Source organism: Candidatus Neomarinimicrobiota bacterium (assembly GCA_012964825.1).
Classification (GTDB): domain Bacteria; phylum Fidelibacterota; class Marinisomatia; order Marinisomatales; family S15-B10; genus UBA2125.
Genome location: DTTI01000034.1, coordinates 1 through 16,975 on the forward strand (window position 1 = coordinate 1; position 16,975 = coordinate 16,975).

Consider the following 16,975-nt stretch of genomic DNA (forward strand, 5'->3'; position numbering starts at 1 on the left):
CCTCGAATTCCTTGAGGTTTTTCTCAGTCTGGTAGATAAGCTGGTCAGCCTGATTTTTTACATCCACCTCTTCTCGTTTTTCCTTGTCTTCAGTTTCGTGCTTTTTCGCATCATCCACCATTTTGTCCACTTCTTCCTGGCTCAGTCCGCTGGACGCTTCGATACGGATGTTCTGTTCTTTTCCAGTGGCCTTATCCTGGGCACCTACGTTGAGAATTCCATTTGCATCAATATCAAAGGTAACTTCAATCTGGGGAACCCCGCGCGGTGCCGGGGGAATGCCATCGAGATGAAACTTACCGATGGTCTTGTTATATACAGCCATCTCTCTTTCACCCTGAAGTACATGGATTTCAACCGATGGCTGGTTTTCGGCAGCGGTGGAAAAAATCTGGCTTTTCTTTGTGGGGATAGTAGTGTTCCTCTCGATTAACTTGGTGAAAACACCGCCCATTGTCTCGATACCAAGTGACAGAGGGGTAATATCCAACAGAAGAACATCCTCAACATCGCCGCCAAGAATGCCACCCTGAATCCCCGCCCCCATGGCCACTACTTCATCAGGGTTTACCCCCTTGTTGGGTTCTTTCCCAAAGATATTCTTTACAATCTCCTGAACTTTTGGGATGCGCGTAGATCCACCAACAAGTATAACTTCGTGAATGTCGCCTGGTTTAAGCCCGGAATCCTTAAGCGCCTGTTCACAAGGTTTTCTTGTACGCTCAACGAGGTCATCCACAAGTTCCTCAAATTTAGCGCGGGTCAACGTCATGTTGAGGTGCTTAGGTCCGGTTGAATCTGCGGTAATGAAAGGTAGATTGATGTCAGTCTGTTTGGAGGAAGACAGTTCACGTTTTGCCGCTTCACCTGCTTCCTTCAACCTCTGCAGAGCCATAGGATCTTCTTTAAGATCAATACCTTCACTCTTTTTAAATTCATCAGCCATCCAATCGATGACTCTCTGATCAAAATCATCGCCGCCAAGGTGACCGTCGCCATTGGAGGCATTGACTTCAAGGGATTTCTCACCATCGATATCCATGAGATCGAGAATGGAAATATCAAAAGTTCCTCCACCCAGGTCGAAGACGACCACCTTTTGGTCCTTCTTTTTATCCATGCCATAAGCCAGGGCTGCGGCAGTAGGCTCATTAATAATTCGCCTTACGTTCAGGCCGGCGATCTTGCCTGCATCTTTTGTCGCCTGCCGCTGAGAATCGTTGAAATAGGCGGGAACAGTTATGACAGCTTCAATTACCGTCTCACCAAGATATTCCTCAGCCGTCTGGCGGAGTTTCTGAAGCACCATGGCGCTGATCTCCGGTGGTAAATATGTTTTTCCTTCTATGACAACTTCAACGGCGCCTGATTTTCCTTTCTTCACTTCATAGGGTACTTCAGAGATTTCTGTCTGGACCTCATCAAATTCCCTGCCCATGAACCGCTTAATGGAGTAAACGGTATTGTTCGGGTTAGTAACGGCCTGACGTTTTGCCGGCTGACCGACTAGACGTTCTCCATCCTTTGTAAAAGCAACAACTGACGGGGTTGTTCTCCCGCCTTCGGGATTTGTGATAACCTTAGGATCGCCGCCTTCCATAACGGCGACACATGAATTGGTTGTTCCTAAATCGATTCCAATGATTTTAGACATTCTTGAAACTCCTTAAAGTTTGATCAATTTTCGACTATTAAGGCACAAATAGCGTGCCAGAGGTAATAATTGAGATAATATGTCAGGAAATTAGAGAATCCCGAGGGAAAAGACTATGACTTCTTGTCAGTTTTTGCGGTCTTTCGAGCAGTCTTTGACTCTTTCGCGGCGGTTATTTTCGTCTTTTTTCTCGGCTTTACAATATGAATTTGTCCATTTCGGACATCCACTTTGACAGTATCACCTTCCGCAAATTTCCGTTTAAGTATTGATTCGGAGAGGGGTGCCTCGATAGACGATTGGATCTCCCGGCGCATGGGTCTGGCACCGAATTCATCGCTGAAACCCTGCTCTAAAAGCAAGTTTTTGGCCGCATCGGTAACGTGTAGTTTCATCTTCTTCGCTTTTAGGTTGTCCACGAGATCGTTCAGTTGAAGATTTATTATTTTCAGAACGCTTTCTTTTTGGAGAGGTCTGAATACAATCGATTCATCAAGTCTGTTCATGAACTCCGGGTTGAACACATCTTCAAGCTTTTCCAGCACCCGATTTTTCATCGCCTCGAAAGTTGAATCTTTTGAAGAATCCCCAAAGCCATAGTTCCCCACTTTCCCAAAACCACGGGTACCGATATTCGATGTAAGAATAATGATCGTATTTCGAAAGTCTACCTTCCGCCCCATGCTGTCTGTGAGGATGCCTTCATCAAGAAGTTGGAGCAACAGATTAAAGACATCGGAGTGTGCCTTTTCAATCTCGTCGAGAAGTATGACAGAATAGGGATTACGGCGGACGCGCTCTGTGAGTTCTCCCCCCTCTTCGAATCCAACGTAGCCGGGAGGCGCGCCAATGAGCCGGGATACAGAGAACCGCTCCATGTATTCGGACATGTCGATCTTCACAAGGGCTTCATCGTGAACAAAGAGGAGCTTGGCCAGAACTTTAGCAGTCTCGGTCTTCCCGACGCCCGTGGGTCCCAGAAAAAGGAAAGCACCGATGGGTCGGCGAGGATTCTTCAGGCCGGCTCTCGCTCTCTGAATCGCTTTGGCAAGCGTTTCGATCGCTTCACCCTGACCTACAATGAACTCTTTGAGACTCTTGTCAATTTTGAGGAGTTTCTCCGATTCCTTTTCAGCTACTTCAGAGATGGGAATGCCTGTCATCATAGAAACAACATCCGCAATATCCTTTTCGTTTACGGACGGTGCATGTTTCGTCTCTTCTTTGGCCCATTTTCGCTGAGATTCTTCAAGGGACTTCAACAGAACCTTTTCTTTATCCCGTAAACTGGCCGCCTTCTCAAATTGCTGGCTGGACACAACAGCATCTTTTTCAGATCTGATCTGCTCAATCTCCAATTCGAGCTCCACAACCTCATCAGGTACACTGAGATTCTGAAGATGAAGACGAGCACCTGCCTCATCCAAAACATCTATAGCTTTATCCGGTAGATACTTGTCTGTAATATATCTGTGGCTCAGTTCAACGCAAGCCCGAACAGCATCATCTTCAAACTTGACATTGTGATGTTTTGCATAGCGACCCCTTAGACCTTTGAGAATTTCCACTGACTCTTCAATGTTGGGTGGACTCACAGTAATTTTCTGGAACCGTCTCTCTAGTGCACCATCTTTTTCAATGTGCTTCCGGTATTCATCCAAGGTTGTTGCGCCAATACAGTGAATCTCGCCCCTTGACAGCGCCGGTTTGAACATGTTAGAAGCGTCCAGAGAGCCAGATGCACTGCCGGCGCCGACAATGGTATGAAGCTCATCAATAAAAAGGATAGTTTTATCCGTGGACTCCAACTCCGTCATGATGGCCTTCATTCGCTCTTCGAACTGACCCCGATACTTGGTACCGGCAACGATGCCGGCAAGGTCCAGCGCAACGATTCGCTTATTGTGGAGCAGTCGTGGCACATCACGATCTATTATCCGCTGAGCGAGGCCTTCAGCTATGGCTGTTTTGCCTACACCCGGCTCACCGATGAGAACCGGATTGTTCTTTTTTCTTCGGCAAAGAATCTGCGCCACACGTTCAATCTCCTGCTGGCGACCGATGACAGGATCGAGTTTACCGTTACGGGCCATCTCGGTGACATCTCTGCTGAAGTGATCCAGAGCCGGGGTCTTGGTCTTCTTGGTAGTGGTAGAACTTGTTGATCTCAGCGGTGAGACAGTTTCCTTTTCCTCTTTCAGCAGTTTTTTGACGGATGAATAATCAATTTCAAAGGCAGTGAGAACCTCAAATGCGACACCTTCCTTCTCCTGTAGCATGGCAAGTAACAGGTGATGGTCATCAGCGATGGTTGCACTAAGATTCGAAGCTTCGGTGAACGTATTACGCAAAATACGCTCGGCACGTCTGGTGAGGGGAAGATGACCCAGGGTCATAGTGCCGCCGGCGGGCTTCACCATATCCTCGATCATGATCCTCATCTCGTCCAGGTCAGAGCCAAGCTCTTCAAGCATTCCCGCACCAAGGCCTGCGCCTTCGCGGATAATCCCAAGAAGAAGGTGTTCTGATCCCACATAGCTGTGGCCAAGCTGGATAGCCTCCTCCTTGGCGTACTTCATGATCCTTTGAACGCATTTGGAAAAGTTTTCTTTCATGCAACTTAATTAAGCCTGGACAAATTTACTTTTCTATTACAGCCCAATCAAATCACTTTTATGACGCGGGAATAACTGTGCCTTCTTTTATTGTGAGGTTCCTTTCGCACAGTGCTGCCACGTCCGGATTGTGAGTAACAATGAGGAAAGCCTGATTGAAATCTTCCGCAAGAGCCTGGATTACTTCCATCAACTGCCGCGCCGCATCCACATCCAAATTACCCGTCGGTTCATCCGCCAGCACAATGCCCGGCTCATTCACAAGGGCCCTCAAGACTGCCACTCGCTGTCGTTCACCACCGGAGATGGCGTTAGGTCGATGATCAGCTCTTGGCAAGAGCTCCACCTTCGAAAGCAGTTCCTTCGCCCAATCAGCAGCGGCCCTCTCACTCCGGCCCAACAGTCGCTGGGGTATCATGAGATTTTCTACGATGGTAAACTCAGGCAGAAGATGGTGGAATTGAAATACGAAGCCGATGGTTTCACAGCGCAACCGGGAGACTGATTCATCATCCAGTAACGCTACATCCTTGCCTGCTATTTCTAGGGTTCCTTTGTTAGGCTGGTCCAGAGTACCAAGTATATTGAGCAAAGTGGACTTGCCGCATCCGGACGGACCGGCGACGGAAACTAGCTCCCCTTCTTTCAGAGATAAAGAAACATCTCTCAGCACTTCCAGCGGACCGGTGCTGGTGCGATAGCTCTTGCATATATTCTCAGCTTTCAGAATCATTTTTCGTACTGTATGGCTTCGGTAGGTAAAAGCCTCCTTGCCTCCCTGCTGGGGAAATAGACCGCTATAGCGATAACGAAAATACCAATTAGGAAGATCGTGACCACATCAATGAAAGAAATTGTCATTGGCAGTGACTGGACAAAATAGATGGTTTCGGGCAAACGAATCAATCCGAGACGCTCCTGACCCAGAACGAACAGCAGACCCAAGCCGCCTCCCAGCAGCAATCCAAAACCACCGATAAATATCCCTTGCAGGCGAAATATATTTCCAATTCTGGCTTGTGAAAAGCCTATGGTTTTCAGTATACCAATCTCGCGAATCTTTTCCAATATAAGCATGGTAAGTGTGGAAGCGATGTTGAAACAGGCAACAATAACGATTAGGCTCAGCACAACCATGCTGCCGAGCTTTTCCATCTGCATAGCCTGGAAGAGTGTCTGATGCATATCCTCCCAGCCAGAGACAACAGCACCAGCAGGTGCTTTGGAAAGAATGAGTGCCTTCATATCATCTTTCCTGGCTGAAGACACCAGCCGAAAATCGATGCCATCAAAAGTATGGATGGATTTAAAAAGAGCCTGTCCCGCCTGGATAGGGACAAAGACATAGGTCTGATCGAAATCTAGGATGCGTGTTTCGAACACACCCGCCACACGGGCATCTAATACAGTGGGCATTCCGAGATAAAGTTGATTATCCTGTGGGTTCATAAGGCGTAAACGGTCTCCAATCTGTAAGCCGAGGCGGTCAGCGATCCCTTTCCCAACATAGACAGGCTGCTTGCTGCCGGTGATCTCCATTTCTCCCACACCGTCAATCTTGTATATTTTCTGAAGGCTTCCTGCCTCTACAGCTTTTACTTTTACTAGCGACCGTTCGTTCATGGAAATAGCGACAGCCTTCCTTTCAATAAAAAAAGAATATCCCGCAATGTCACTTTCTTGATCAAAGGTTTTGCGGAGATTGTCCATGTCAAGCTTGGCTTCACCTGAAGTGAGCCTCAGATCAGTTTCAAAGCCCACCACTTTATTGCGAACCTCCCGTTCAAATCCGTTTAGAACGGCCACGGAAATGATAAGTGCAAAGCACCCCACAGCCACACTTAGAATTGAAATGATTCCACTCCAAGAGATCAACCCTACTTTCTTGCGGGAAAGCAGCAAACGCCGGGCAAGCCAACTTTCAAGCTTCATCATTCATAACGGACAGCCTCAGCGGGCTGGATACCGGAAGCTTTCCACGCCGGATAAAGACTGGCTGTGACAGCAGCAACGATTCCCAACAGACCGACGGTGAGAACATGACCAACAGTGAAAAAGATAGGGAGATCACTCATGAAGTAGACTTCTTCAGGAATTGAGAGCACACTGAAGCGGACTTGAATCCACCCCAACAGAAGGGCCAGCGCCACGCCAAGGCTTACTCCCAGAAGTCCTACCATGCCGCCTTCAAAAAAGAAAAGTAGAGAAATTTTCTTCCTGGAGAAGCCAACGGCCCGGAGAACGCCGATGTCCTTTGTCTTTTCCATAACAATCATTGTGAGGGATGACATGATATTGAGCAGAGCCACAAGAGCCACCAGTGCGAAAATGACGGTGATGGGATATTTCTGAAGAGAGAGCCAGGCAAAAAGATTGTAATGGCGCTCTTTCCAGGTTGAAGACATGAGAGGATAATTAAGGTTGTCATCAAGAAACCCTGCCACCACATCCGTATCATCCCTGTCAGAAACGAATAAAATTTCACCGGTGATAAGGTCACGATAATTGAACAGTTGTTGGGCCGCCGACAAGTCAATATAAACTATGGATTCATCGTATTCGCTCAGACCCGTTTCGTAGATGCCCCGAATTTCAAACTGGCCGATTCGTGGCGCACGGCCCGGTTTTCCCAGTGAAGTCAGATCCATGACAATTAACCGCTCACCTGTTTCGGCGTTGAGTTTATCCGCCAATGCTCTGCCCAAAACGACACCGGACTTGCCACCCTCCTCACCCAGACTGAACTCTCCTGAAACAAGATTCTGCCACGTCCCCAGTACGCCTTGAGCTTTTTCCTCTTCAAAAGCCTCCACGAAAACAGCCTCTGTCCGGCCCTTCACCCGGGCAGTGGCGGCGTGATGGATGTACGGCATTCTTCGTATCAACTGAGGAAGTTGCGCCAGGGTAGAATCAAGTTGAGGCTGGGAATGTGCCACCGGATCTCCCAGAAATCCTTTTACACGAATATGTCCGTCAAAGCTGATGATCTTTCTCTCAACTTCCTGTTCAAAGCCTGTGAGAATGCCAAGTGTTAGAATGAGGACGGCGATGCCGATGGCGAGACCGGCTATGGAAAGGTAACTGACGAGAGAAATGAAGCTGAGGCTATGTCTCGAACCGAGATGCCGGCGGGCGATAAAGGAGAGAAGACCCATCTTTATTCATCGTCTTGCGGACGCATGGCCGGAAAGAGGATGACATCCTTGATATTTTTCTTCCCAATGAGAAGCATAGTGAGGCGGTCAATGCCCATACCGACTCCGCCTGTAGGAGGCATCCCCGTTTCAACAGATTGGAGATAGTCTTCATCCAGAGTGTGCGCCTCCTCATCACCCCGTTCTCTAAGCTGCACCTGATCTTCGAACCGGCGGCGTTGGTCCAGAGGATCGTTCAGTTCGCTGAAAGCGTTGGCTAGTTCACCGCCATCCATAAAAAGCTCAAACCGCTCCACGATGGACTCGTTGCCGTCTCGCCGAACCTTGGCGAGAGGAGAAATCACTTTTGGATAATCAGTGACAAAGATCGGTTTAATCAAATTCGGCTCCACTAGTTCCCGCATTAGGACTTCGTACATCCGACCAAGGTGAGCATCTTTCTCTAAAGGGATTTTCCGTTTATTACAGAGCGTTGACAAATCCTTTTCCGTAGCGCCTGTCAGGTCTTCACCGATAGCATCCTTCAAGAGGTCCATGTATCTGGCCCGCCGGAACGGCTTACTGAGATCAACGCTTTGACCGGAGACATCTAAGGTACTTACGTCTATTGCCTCGGCGGCAGCGCGGATAAGAGATTCGACCAAATCTGTGAGAAAATCGTAGTCCACATAAGCTTTGTAGAACTCCAGCATGGTGAATTCAGGATTGTGGTTACGGTCCATACCTTCATTCCGGAAAACTTTCGAGATTTCATAAACGCCATCAAAACCACCAGTAATCAGACGCTTCAGGTAGAGTTCATCTGCAATGCGCAGATACAATGTCTGATCGAGAGCGAGATGTTGTGTGGTAAACGGTCGAGCAGAAGCGCCACCGTAAAGAGGCTGAAGAACAGGCGTCTCTACCTCCACAAAACCGTCGTCATCGAGAAAATTTCTGACAGCGGCGATGATCCTTGCCCGCTTGATAAAATCATCCTTCACTTCAGGATTCTCGATGAGATCAAGATGCCGGTGTCGGTACCGCTGTTCCTTGTCTTTGAACGCGTGGTATACTTCTCCATCTTTTTCCTTGGCGCCGGGAAGAGGACGAATACTTTTTGACAACAGTTCCAGCTTCTCACAGCTGACACTCACTTCTTCAGTTTTTGTCTTGAAAACTTTACCGGAAATGCCAACAATGTCACCCATGTCCAGCAACTTGAAGATCTCATAAATTCCCTCGCCCACTTCATCCCGTTTTATATAGACCTGGATTTTGCCTTCCATATCCTGAACGTGAAAAAATGACGCTTTCCCCATTTTTCTCAACGATACGATCCTGCCGGCCACAGAGACCGGTTTATCGGCCATATTATCAAAACCATCCACGATTTCTTTTGAGTGGTGGGACACATCAAAGTTGTAAGGATATGGATTTACACCCAGGTCCCGGAGCTTCTCCAGCTTCTCCAGCCGGTATTGCATGATCTGCTTTAAACTTTGCTCTCGATCCGAAGACATCGTTTAACTCTTGGCCATTTTGATCTTTGTTTTACCTGTGGTAGCCATAAGGAGATAAGCCTTTATAAATTTGTCAAGATCACCATCCATAACCCTTTTTCCGTCCCCCACTTCAAGCTTTGTCCTATGATCTTTTACCATGGTGTAGGGATGGAAAACGTAAGACCTTATCTGGTTACCCCACCCGATGTCCGTTTTCTGACTCTCAAGTTCCTTAACGGACTCAGCCTGTTCTTCCAGATATTTCTGATAGAGCTTCGCCTTCAGAATCTTCATGGCTGTGGCTTTGTTTTTATGCTGGGATCGCTCGTTCTGGCATTGCACCACGATCTTCGTAGGAATGTGGGTAATCCTGACGGCTGAATCAGTCTTATTCACATGCTGCCCGCCGGCGCCGCTGGCGCGATAGGTATCAATCCGAAGTTCATCAGGCTTCACCTCCACCTCAATCTCCTCATCTATGGCAGGGTAGACAAAAATAGAAGCAAATGACGTATGCCGACGGTTCGATGCATCGAAGGGAGATATCCGCACAAGTCTGTGAACACCCACCTCAGCCTTCAATAGGCCGTAAGCATACTCTCCCTTCACTTCCAGAGTAACATCCTTCAGGCCCGCTTCATCTCCGGGTTGGAAATCGGTGACAGAACAAGAGAACCCTTTTCTTTCAATCCACCGCACATACATTCTGTACAACATCTCAGCCCAATCCTGGGATTCAGTCCCGCCGGCACCGGGATGGATGGTAAGTATGGCATCGTTTGCGTCTTCCGACTTACTTAGTGTAAGTCGCAACTCTAAGTCGTCAACAATCTTCTGGAACCCATCCAGCTCCGTCTGGAACTCTTTCTGGGAAGCGGGATCCTCTTCCTCCTTCAAGAATGTGAGCAGTACTTCGCAATTTTCCTTTTTTCTCTGAGCGTCATTCCACAGCTCAAGTTCTTTTTCTATCATAGAAATCTTCTTGAGAGTAATCTGTGCGGAATTGGTATTGTCCCAGAAATCTTCGGCGGCTGTTTGGGGCTTAAGCTTGGAGAGTTTGTCCTCCTGAGAGGCCAAGTCAAAGATACCCCCGAAGATCATTAAATCTTTTGTCGAGGTTTTGAAATATCTCTTTGAGTTCAGAAAGGTCCATATCGCCAAGAATTAGGTGTGAAATTACTGTAGCTCTAATGGAATCTCAATCATTCACCTAAGTTGAGAAAGAGGTTTTCATCCAGAAAGCGCCGCAGAGAAAATTCGTCGAGATTCAATTGAAAAACACCATTGACAGCTACTGCAATCTGCTTCTTTTCCTCCGATACCACAATGGCAATAACATCTGTCTCTTCACTGATGCCGAGGGCCGCCCTGTGGCGTGTTCCCATGTCCGGATCGATCATCTCACTTTCTGTCAGGGGTAGAATGCACTGTGCCGCTTCGATAATATTGTTTTGAATAATAACGGCCCCATCATGCAAAGGAGACTGGGGGTTGAAAATTGATAACAACAGAGGTGAACTGATTTCAGCTTTGACATGAGTGCCTGCTTCCTTGATGTGCTTAAGCCCCGTATCCCTCTGGAGAACAATGATGGCTCCCCAACCTTTTTCTTTCAGCTTTGCAGTGGCATCAACAACCGAATCAATGGTGTTGGAGCTTCCAACACGGAACAATCGTTGAAAAAACCGTGTTGTTCCGACGTATATCAACAGTCGCCGCAGCTCCGGCTGAAAAAGTATGACAAATGCCACCACCCATACCGTCTGGACCTGATCCACGATCCATGTCATACCGCTCATGCCAATTGCACGAAAGATGAAAGAAGAGAGAAGAATGATGATGAGCCCCACCAGCATCTGGCCTGCACGTGTGCCTCGAAAATAGTTATGTAGTTTGATGAACAGCCAAGTCACCAGCAAGATATCGATAATGTCGAGTACAGTGATGGTGAGGAAGCCGATCTTGAAGAGCGTCACGCTTCACTCCCTACAACAGATATTGAATCGGCGATAGTTATCACGCGCTTCATTTCTTTTACATCATGAACACGAACAATCTTGGCTCCGTTCAGTACGGCGGCGGTGACGGATGCAGCGGTACCTTCCAGTCGCTCATTTTCCGGAAGGTCCAACGTCATTCCGATAAAGGATTTCCTTGACGGCCCGACCAAAAGAGGCAATCCAAGACTCGAAAAGCGCTCCAACTGACTCAAAATGGTAAAATTGTGAAAAGGGGTTTTTCCGAAACCTATACCAGGATCGAGAATGATACTCTCTCTGGCGATACCACCGGATTCGGCAGCGGTGATCCTTTCTTCAAAAAATGCCTCTATCTCACCCATGACATCACCGTAATCAGGTGAATTCTGCATGTTCCGAGGCGTCCCTTTCATATGCATCAACACAACGTAAGCATTATACTCTGCAACAAGTTCCGTTATGGCATCATCGAAACGGAGAGCGGAAATGTCATTCACGATAGAGGCGCCTGCCTCCAGACAAGATCTTGCCACAATTGATTTATAGGTATCGATGGAAATAGGAATATTTACCTCTGATACCAGCGCCTCAACCACAGGTAATACACGATTCAGCTCCTCTTCCTCACTAACAGGTTCAGCACCCGGTCGGGACGATTCGCCGCCAATGTCAATGATTTGTGCGCCTTCTTTAGCCATCTGAAGAGCACGGTCCACCGCCGCATCAATTCTGAAGTATTCTCCGCCATCAGAGAAAGAGTCAGGCGTCACGTTCAATACGCCCATAAGGAGCGTCCGCTCCTTATGCATCAACTGATCCATTATTTGTCTGTTATCTGATTCCACTCCATTATTGAGTGGAAATGTGGGAAGGTTGGTTCTCAGGCGGACTCTTCCGCCACTTTTTTTTCTTTGGATGAATCAGAGACGGATTTTTTGGCTTTACTCTCTTTGGCACCATTGGCTGATTTAGAACGATGGCGCCTCAGGCGTTTACCAGCCATGATTTTGTCTAGATCATTCCCATCAATAGTTTCGTACTTCAGTAGTTCCTTAGCCACGCGATGAAGCTGTTTTTCGTTGTCTTTCAGCAGTTTCGTTGCTTCCTCTTCGGCCTCACGAATAATTCGAGAAACTTCCCTATCAATTTTCTTGGCAGTAGTTTCACTGTAATCGCGATGGGTGGCGATTTCTCTCCCCAAAAAGATTTCTTCGTTCTTTTTGCCAAATGTAAGAGGTCCTATGAGATCACTCATCCCCCACTCGCACACCATTTTTCGAGCCATTTCTGTGGCCACCTCAATGTCATTCCCGCCTCCTGTAGTCAGTTCATTAAAAATAAGCTGTTCCGCAGCACGACCGCCCAGAAGCACTCCCAAACGAGCCTTGATGTAAGATTCTGAATAGTTATGTTTCTCATCCATTGGCAGCTGAGCTGTAACACCAAGGGCACGCCCCCGAGGTATGATGGATACTTTATGGACCGGATCGGCCTCGGGAAGAAGTTTGGCCATAAGGGCATGACCTGCCTCATGATAAGCCGTCAATTTTTTCTCTTCATCGCTGATGATCATACTTTTCCGCTCAACACCCATCATCACTTTATCTTTGGCCGACTCAAAGTCTTCCATGTACACTTTCGATTTTCCATCCCGGGCCGCCAGTAAGGAAGCTTCATTTACAAGATTTTCTAGGTCAGCCCCTACCAAGCCAGGCGTTCCTTTGGCCAATACTTTCAGATCTACATCTTTCGAAAGGGGAGTCTCTTCTGTATGGACTTTCAGAATTCCTTCTCTGCCGCGGAGGTCGGGAATATCCACAACCACCTGTCGATCAAATCTGCCCGGTCGCAACAAAGCATTGTCCAACACATCGGGGCGGTTCGTGGCAGCAATAAGAATGACGTTGGTAGTGGACTCAAAGCCGTCCATCTCCACCAAGAGTGCATTAAGGGTCTGCTCACGTTCATCGTGGCCGCCGCCCAGACCGGCGCCTCTGTGGCGGCCCACAGCATCAATTTCATCAATGAAAATGATGGCGGGAGCGTTCTTCTTTCCCTGTTCAAATAGATCACGAACACGAGATGCACCAACACCAACAAACATCTCCACAAAATCAGCACCGCTGAGGCTGAAAAACGGTACACCCGCTTCTCCGGCTACAGCGCGGGCAAGCAGTGTTTTCCCTGTTCCGGGCGGACCCAGCAAGAGAACACCCTTCGGAATGCGCCCACCTAATTTTTGATACCGCTCAGGACTTTTCAGGTAAGTGATGATTTCATATAATTCCTGTTTTGCCTCTTCACAACCGGCAACTTTATCAAAATTGATCTTCGGCTTATCCTCCACCCACAGGCGGGCTTTGCTCCTGCCGAAATTGAATAGGCCACCTCCACCCATGCCGCCTTGCATCCGCTTCATAATAAAGATCCAGAAAACAATAAGAAGCAACCACGGTCCCATGCTCAAGAGATAGCTGAACCAGTCCACCTTCCGCTCCCTAAAACTGTACTTTACTTCATATTGATCCCATTCGGTCAGAACTGTCTCATTTACAAAAGGCAGCGTAACCACAAACAGGGTAAACTCACCAATTTTTTGTCCTTCACGAATGACTTCTTCAGGCTCCTTAAGCTTTCCATGGAATTCTTTTTCAATGATTTCTGCCTCAAGAATGGCACCTGATGTGAGGAAATCTTTATACTGAAAATATTGAACCTCTACTTCATTGCGGTTCTTGGCAGTAAAAAGGTTCGACAGGAAAATGACTGACACAAGAATAACAATCCAGACAATAGAGGTTTTCCCAGCTTGTTTCCACTGGAACTTGTTTTCACTTTCGCCGCCAGGCTTGTTCTGGGAGGGAGGTCTATGGTCTTTTTTGTCAGTCTTCTTTGTCACGCTGTTAAATCCTCTTGATCCAACACACAGATATTCTTGAGGTTCCGCATTTTTTGATTATGATCCAAGCCATATCCAACCACAAAATCCGAAGGGATTGTAAATCCAATGTAATCAGGATCAAAATTTAGTTGGGCAACCTCTTTTTTGAAAAGCAAAGTTGCCACAGCCACCGACGAAGGACCAGACTCTTTCAGTCTACGAACGATAAAGTTTATGGTTAAACCGGAGTCAATAATGTCTTCCACAATAACAATGTCCCGCCCGGTAATCTCGGCTGAGATATCTTTAAGCAAGTGAACGGTACCGGAAGTTTCGGTGCCTTCATAGCTGGAAACTTTTAAGAAATCAACTTCAGAATCCTCTGTCAATTCACGCAGTAGATCGGCCATAAAGACGAAACTGCCGTTTAGGATGCCGACAAAAATGGGTGTGCGATCGCTGTAATCTTTTGATATTTCAGCAGCCATCTCACAGACGCGATCACGAATGGTTTGTTCTGAAAGCAACTCCCTCACTGTTCCCCCTGTCCATCGATGTGGCTCCAGTTCAATCGTGCCACAGAGGCGGTGGCGGACGTCACTTTAAATCGGTTATCCAGCCGAAGGCCACAGAGCCAGACGATCTTATGAGCAGATGTAAGGACGTACTTTGACATCTTTGAAAATCTGTCCACTTTGGCATCTACCAGGATATCGCTTACCTTTTTTCGTCCGGACATACCAACAGGTACCATCCTGTCACCCGCTTGCCAGGGGCGAAGTCGAATTGATCCATGATCAAGCTGGTCAAAATCGATGAACTCGGTTTCACTTTCAGAGGAAAAAGTTGGCTCAGTTGTGAGGTCCATGGTGAAAATGTGGTCGCCCGCCTTTAAGGAGACAGAGGTGGCGGTATCCAGATGAAAAGAGTTGAGATCACCTTCACCTGTTACCCTCATGATGAGAAACCGGTGACGATCTTTGAGAATTTTGCAGTTGTCTGGGAGAACCATTATATCTCCTACAGTCGCCTTTTGAAGGAAACGGCTAAGGTCGTCCCAAACATGGCCACGCCAGGGAAGATCATTCTCATTCACCACCTCCCTCACCAGTTCCTTCTGAAGAAGTGGGGGGACTTTCCTTAATTCCTTTTCATCAATTTGAATGAGGCCATTCTCAGAGACTGAGACGGCCTTCCCGTAAAGGTCACGCAAATGTCCATCCACCCATTCCGCAACCTCCACCATGTTGGAGACGGTTCTCTGGGCGGTCTGTGAAAAATGAGAGTTCAACTTTTGGATTTGTGGTAAAATATTTTCCCGAATTCTATTCCTTTGGAAGCGAGTATCCTGGTTTGAGGAGTCTTCCCGAAAAGAGAGTCCGTTCTCACTGGCGTATTGGGTGAGTTCAGCCTTGGTGAATTTTAGCAGTGGCCGAACAACTTTCCCATTCCGCTCCGGGATCCCCCTCAACCCACGGTAACCACTCCCTTCCACGAGTCGCATGAGGAGAGTCTCGGCCTGATCGTCAGCATGATGGGCCGTGGCGATCCAGTCACAACCCAATTGCTGGCACGTTTTGTCCAGAAAACCGTACCGCGCTTCCCTGGCCCTCTCTTCCCAGTTACTCAGCTCTGAAGACACCCACTGAGCCGAGAAGAATGGCAGGTCCAGCGCTTTCGCCCAATCTTTCACAAAGGCCTCATCTGCATCCGATTCTTCACCCCGGAGGGAGTGATTGAAATGGGCAACAGCAAGAGTAAGCCTAAAACTTTCACGCACTTGGGCAAAAAGATGGGCAATCACCACCGAATCGACACCGCCGGACACCGCAAGTAGTCCTGAAGATCCCTTCTCAATAAGTTGAGAGGAAAGCAGGCCTTCTCTGAACCGGATTTCGATTCCTTTAACTTTCTTTGGCATTTTTCTTTCCTTTCAGTCGAATTCCATTGATCAATACAAGTTACGCTTCAGAGGTGAGACTGACCATATGCGATACTGAGAGGTGGTAACTAAACTTCAGAGAAGAAGAGGTGGTCCAGACCTTGAATCTTCTCATTGTAAGAGTCAGGATAGAGAAAATATGTTGCAGCAGCAATGGAACTGAGAAGCGAGTTCCCATCTTGAGGGGTAAAGCAGTAGCCCACCACCTCTGTCCCACCGTGAACAGCCAGGGTGGGAACAGAAACAACTGTCTGGTTAAGAATTCTTCCAAAGTGGCCATGGTCCCGTCCAAAGGAGAAAACAGAACTGGAGCTGGTTTTCTCAGTAAGAGCAATGAGCGGATTGGCGTCCAGTCTATCAATTACATCATTCAATGTCAAAGTTTCATTAAGCTCCAAATTGAACCAGATGACATGCATATATTGAGAATTAGTTTTCATAGCTGAGGAAAAAAGATGCGGCATCCGATCAATGGTCTGAAACAGTTCGTATGCATCTCGAGCATGGTGGGTCCCAAACTTTTCGGAACCGTGTTTACCCACTTCGGGGGCTGGCACAAAAGCACTGGTCTGGCTGATATCGGAGGCTCTGCGAATGCAGACGAACCGACCTTCATCCAAAGTTTCGGAATCGTCAACCATACTAATTGATTTTGTCAGTGCTGCGATATTGTGTGTATTGCAGGAAACGATCTGCACGAACTGCTCATCACTGTTAACCAGAGCGGTATCATTGATACCGCGAGCATACTTAATACCAAAACCGTGTTCACTTCCCTGCGCCAGAAAACCCCTTCCGTTATCTACAAACTTCTCGTAATACTTGTGCTTATTCTCGTGACCGATCCCTCTCGGCGTACAGTCTATGACCACAGAAGCACTCTTGATGGCTTCTTCAGCGGTGAAAGATGGCTCCAGTCCAATCTCCTTGAAACTGTCCAGTTTTTCCTTATAGACGGCCAATTTTGCACCGCGCTTCATAAGGTCTTTCACTTTAGCACGCTCATAGGTCAGTGGTGAATTCTTGTGAAAAGTGACCTCATCTATACCGAGCACTTTCTTGTAGTCGGAGAGAAGACCGATGAGAGGTTCTCCGATGGTTCCTGTGCCTACAATGTGAACAATTTTTTCAGACATAATATCTATTCCAGTTCACTCTTATTAGCGTTCAAACTTTTTAGCTCCTTTAGAAGTGCTTTCTCCTGTCGATAGATGGTGTAAATCCAACCACAGACAGCTACGAAAATTACCAAGAAAGCGGTAAGA

Annotated in this window: 13 protein-coding genes; all 13 read right to left on the bottom strand. The window is 47.5% G+C overall.

The window, feature by feature from the left end; translation table 11 throughout:
* A partial coding sequence (gene dnaK / locus EYO21_02685; GenBank protein ID HIB02717.1) for a molecular chaperone DnaK occupies positions 1-1,654 on the bottom strand: 1,654 nt, incomplete at its 3' end.
* Positions 1,655-1,767: 113 nt separating this feature from the next.
* Positions 1,768-4,269 carry an ATP-dependent Clp protease ATP-binding subunit gene (locus tag EYO21_02690; protein HIB02718.1) on the bottom strand — a complete coding sequence of 834 codons (2,502 nt, stop codon included), beginning with the start codon at positions 4,267-4,269 and terminating at the stop codon, positions 1,768-1,770.
* Positions 4,270-4,327: 58 nt separating this feature from the next.
* Positions 4,328-5,002: an ABC transporter ATP-binding protein gene (locus tag EYO21_02695; GenBank protein ID HIB02719.1), complete on the bottom strand. Its 675-nt coding sequence runs from the start codon at positions 5,000-5,002 to the stop codon at positions 4,328-4,330.
* A complete protein-coding gene (locus tag EYO21_02700; protein ID HIB02720.1) occupies positions 4,999-6,204 on the bottom strand; it encodes an ABC transporter permease in 1,206 nt (401 codons plus the stop codon). The genes EYO21_02695 and EYO21_02700 overlap by 4 nt, the downstream gene beginning before the upstream one ends.
* The gene (locus tag EYO21_02705) at positions 6,201-7,424 is read right to left on the bottom strand and encodes an ABC transporter permease (GenBank protein ID HIB02721.1); all 1,224 of its coding nucleotides are present in this window, start codon (positions 7,422-7,424) and stop codon (positions 6,201-6,203) included. Before EYO21_02705 ends, EYO21_02700 begins: the two co-directional genes overlap by 4 nt.
* Positions 7,425-7,426: 2 nt before the next feature.
* Positions 7,427-8,926 (bottom strand): lysine--tRNA ligase, encoded by a 1,500-nt coding sequence (gene lysS / locus EYO21_02710; GenBank protein ID HIB02722.1) that lies wholly within the window; start codon positions 8,924-8,926, stop codon positions 7,427-7,429.
* 3 nt (positions 8,927-8,929) lie between these two features.
* Positions 8,930-10,061 (bottom strand): peptide chain release factor 2 gene (locus tag EYO21_02715; GenBank protein ID HIB02723.1). Its coding sequence is split into 2 segments (ribosomal slippage): positions 8,930-9,988 and positions 9,990-10,061, totalling 1,131 coding nucleotides; the frame shifts between segments, so codons are not numbered across the junction.
* A 49-nt stretch (positions 10,062-10,110) separates the two neighbouring features.
* Positions 10,111-10,884, bottom strand: a complete 774-nt coding sequence (locus EYO21_02720) for a TIGR00159 family protein (GenBank protein HIB02724.1) — start codon at positions 10,882-10,884, stop codon at positions 10,111-10,113.
* Positions 10,881-11,708, bottom strand: coding sequence for a dihydropteroate synthase (gene folP / locus EYO21_02725; GenBank protein ID HIB02725.1), 828 nt, complete (start codon positions 11,706-11,708; stop codon positions 10,881-10,883). Before folP ends, EYO21_02720 begins: the two co-directional genes overlap by 4 nt.
* Before the next feature lie 59 nt (positions 11,709-11,767).
* Complete coding sequence (gene hflB / locus EYO21_02730; GenBank protein ID HIB02726.1) at positions 11,768-13,786, bottom strand: ATP-dependent zinc metalloprotease FtsH; 2,019 nt, start codon at positions 13,784-13,786, stop codon at positions 11,768-11,770.
* Entirely contained in the window at positions 13,783-14,256 is a 474-nt protein-coding gene (gene hpt, locus EYO21_02735) for a hypoxanthine phosphoribosyltransferase (GenBank protein HIB02727.1), read from the bottom strand. Before hpt ends, hflB begins: the two co-directional genes overlap by 4 nt.
* A gap of 44 nt (positions 14,257-14,300) precedes the next feature.
* On the bottom strand, positions 14,301-15,689 hold the full coding sequence (gene tilS, locus EYO21_02740; protein HIB02728.1) for a tRNA lysidine(34) synthetase TilS: 1,389 nt from the start codon (positions 15,687-15,689) through the stop codon (positions 14,301-14,303).
* 89 nt (positions 15,690-15,778) lie between these two features.
* A complete protein-coding gene (locus EYO21_02745; GenBank protein HIB02729.1) occupies positions 15,779-16,846 on the bottom strand; it encodes a hypothetical protein in 1,068 nt (355 codons plus the stop codon).
* Positions 16,847-16,975 lie beyond the last annotated feature (129 nt).

Coding starts and splice junctions, on each gene's coding strand:
- EYO21_02690 (HIB02718.1), bottom strand. CDS start 4,269: ATGAAAGAAAACTTTTCCAAATGCGTTCAAAGGATCATGAAGTACGCC.
- EYO21_02695 (HIB02719.1), bottom strand. CDS start 5,002: ATGATTCTGAAAGCTGAGAATATATGCAAGAGCTATCGCACCAGCACC.
- EYO21_02700 (HIB02720.1), bottom strand. CDS start 6,204: ATGATGAAGCTTGAAAGTTGGCTTGCCCGGCGTTTGCTGCTTTCCCGC.
- EYO21_02705 (HIB02721.1), bottom strand. CDS start 7,424: ATGGGTCTTCTCTCCTTTATCGCCCGCCGGCATCTCGGTTCGAGACAT.
- lysS (HIB02722.1), bottom strand. CDS start 8,926: ATGTCTTCGGATCGAGAGCAAAGTTTAAAGCAGATCATGCAATACCGG.
- folP (HIB02725.1), bottom strand. CDS start 11,708: ATGGATCAGTTGATGCATAAGGAGCGGACGCTCCTTATGGGCGTATTG.
- hpt (HIB02727.1), bottom strand. CDS start 14,256: ATGGCTGCTGAAATATCAAAAGATTACAGCGATCGCACACCCATTTTT.
- tilS (HIB02728.1), bottom strand. CDS start 15,689: ATGCCAAAGAAAGTTAAAGGAATCGAAATCCGGTTCAGAGAAGGCCTG.
- EYO21_02745 (HIB02729.1), bottom strand. CDS start 16,846: ATGTCTGAAAAAATTGTTCACATTGTAGGCACAGGAACCATCGGAGAA.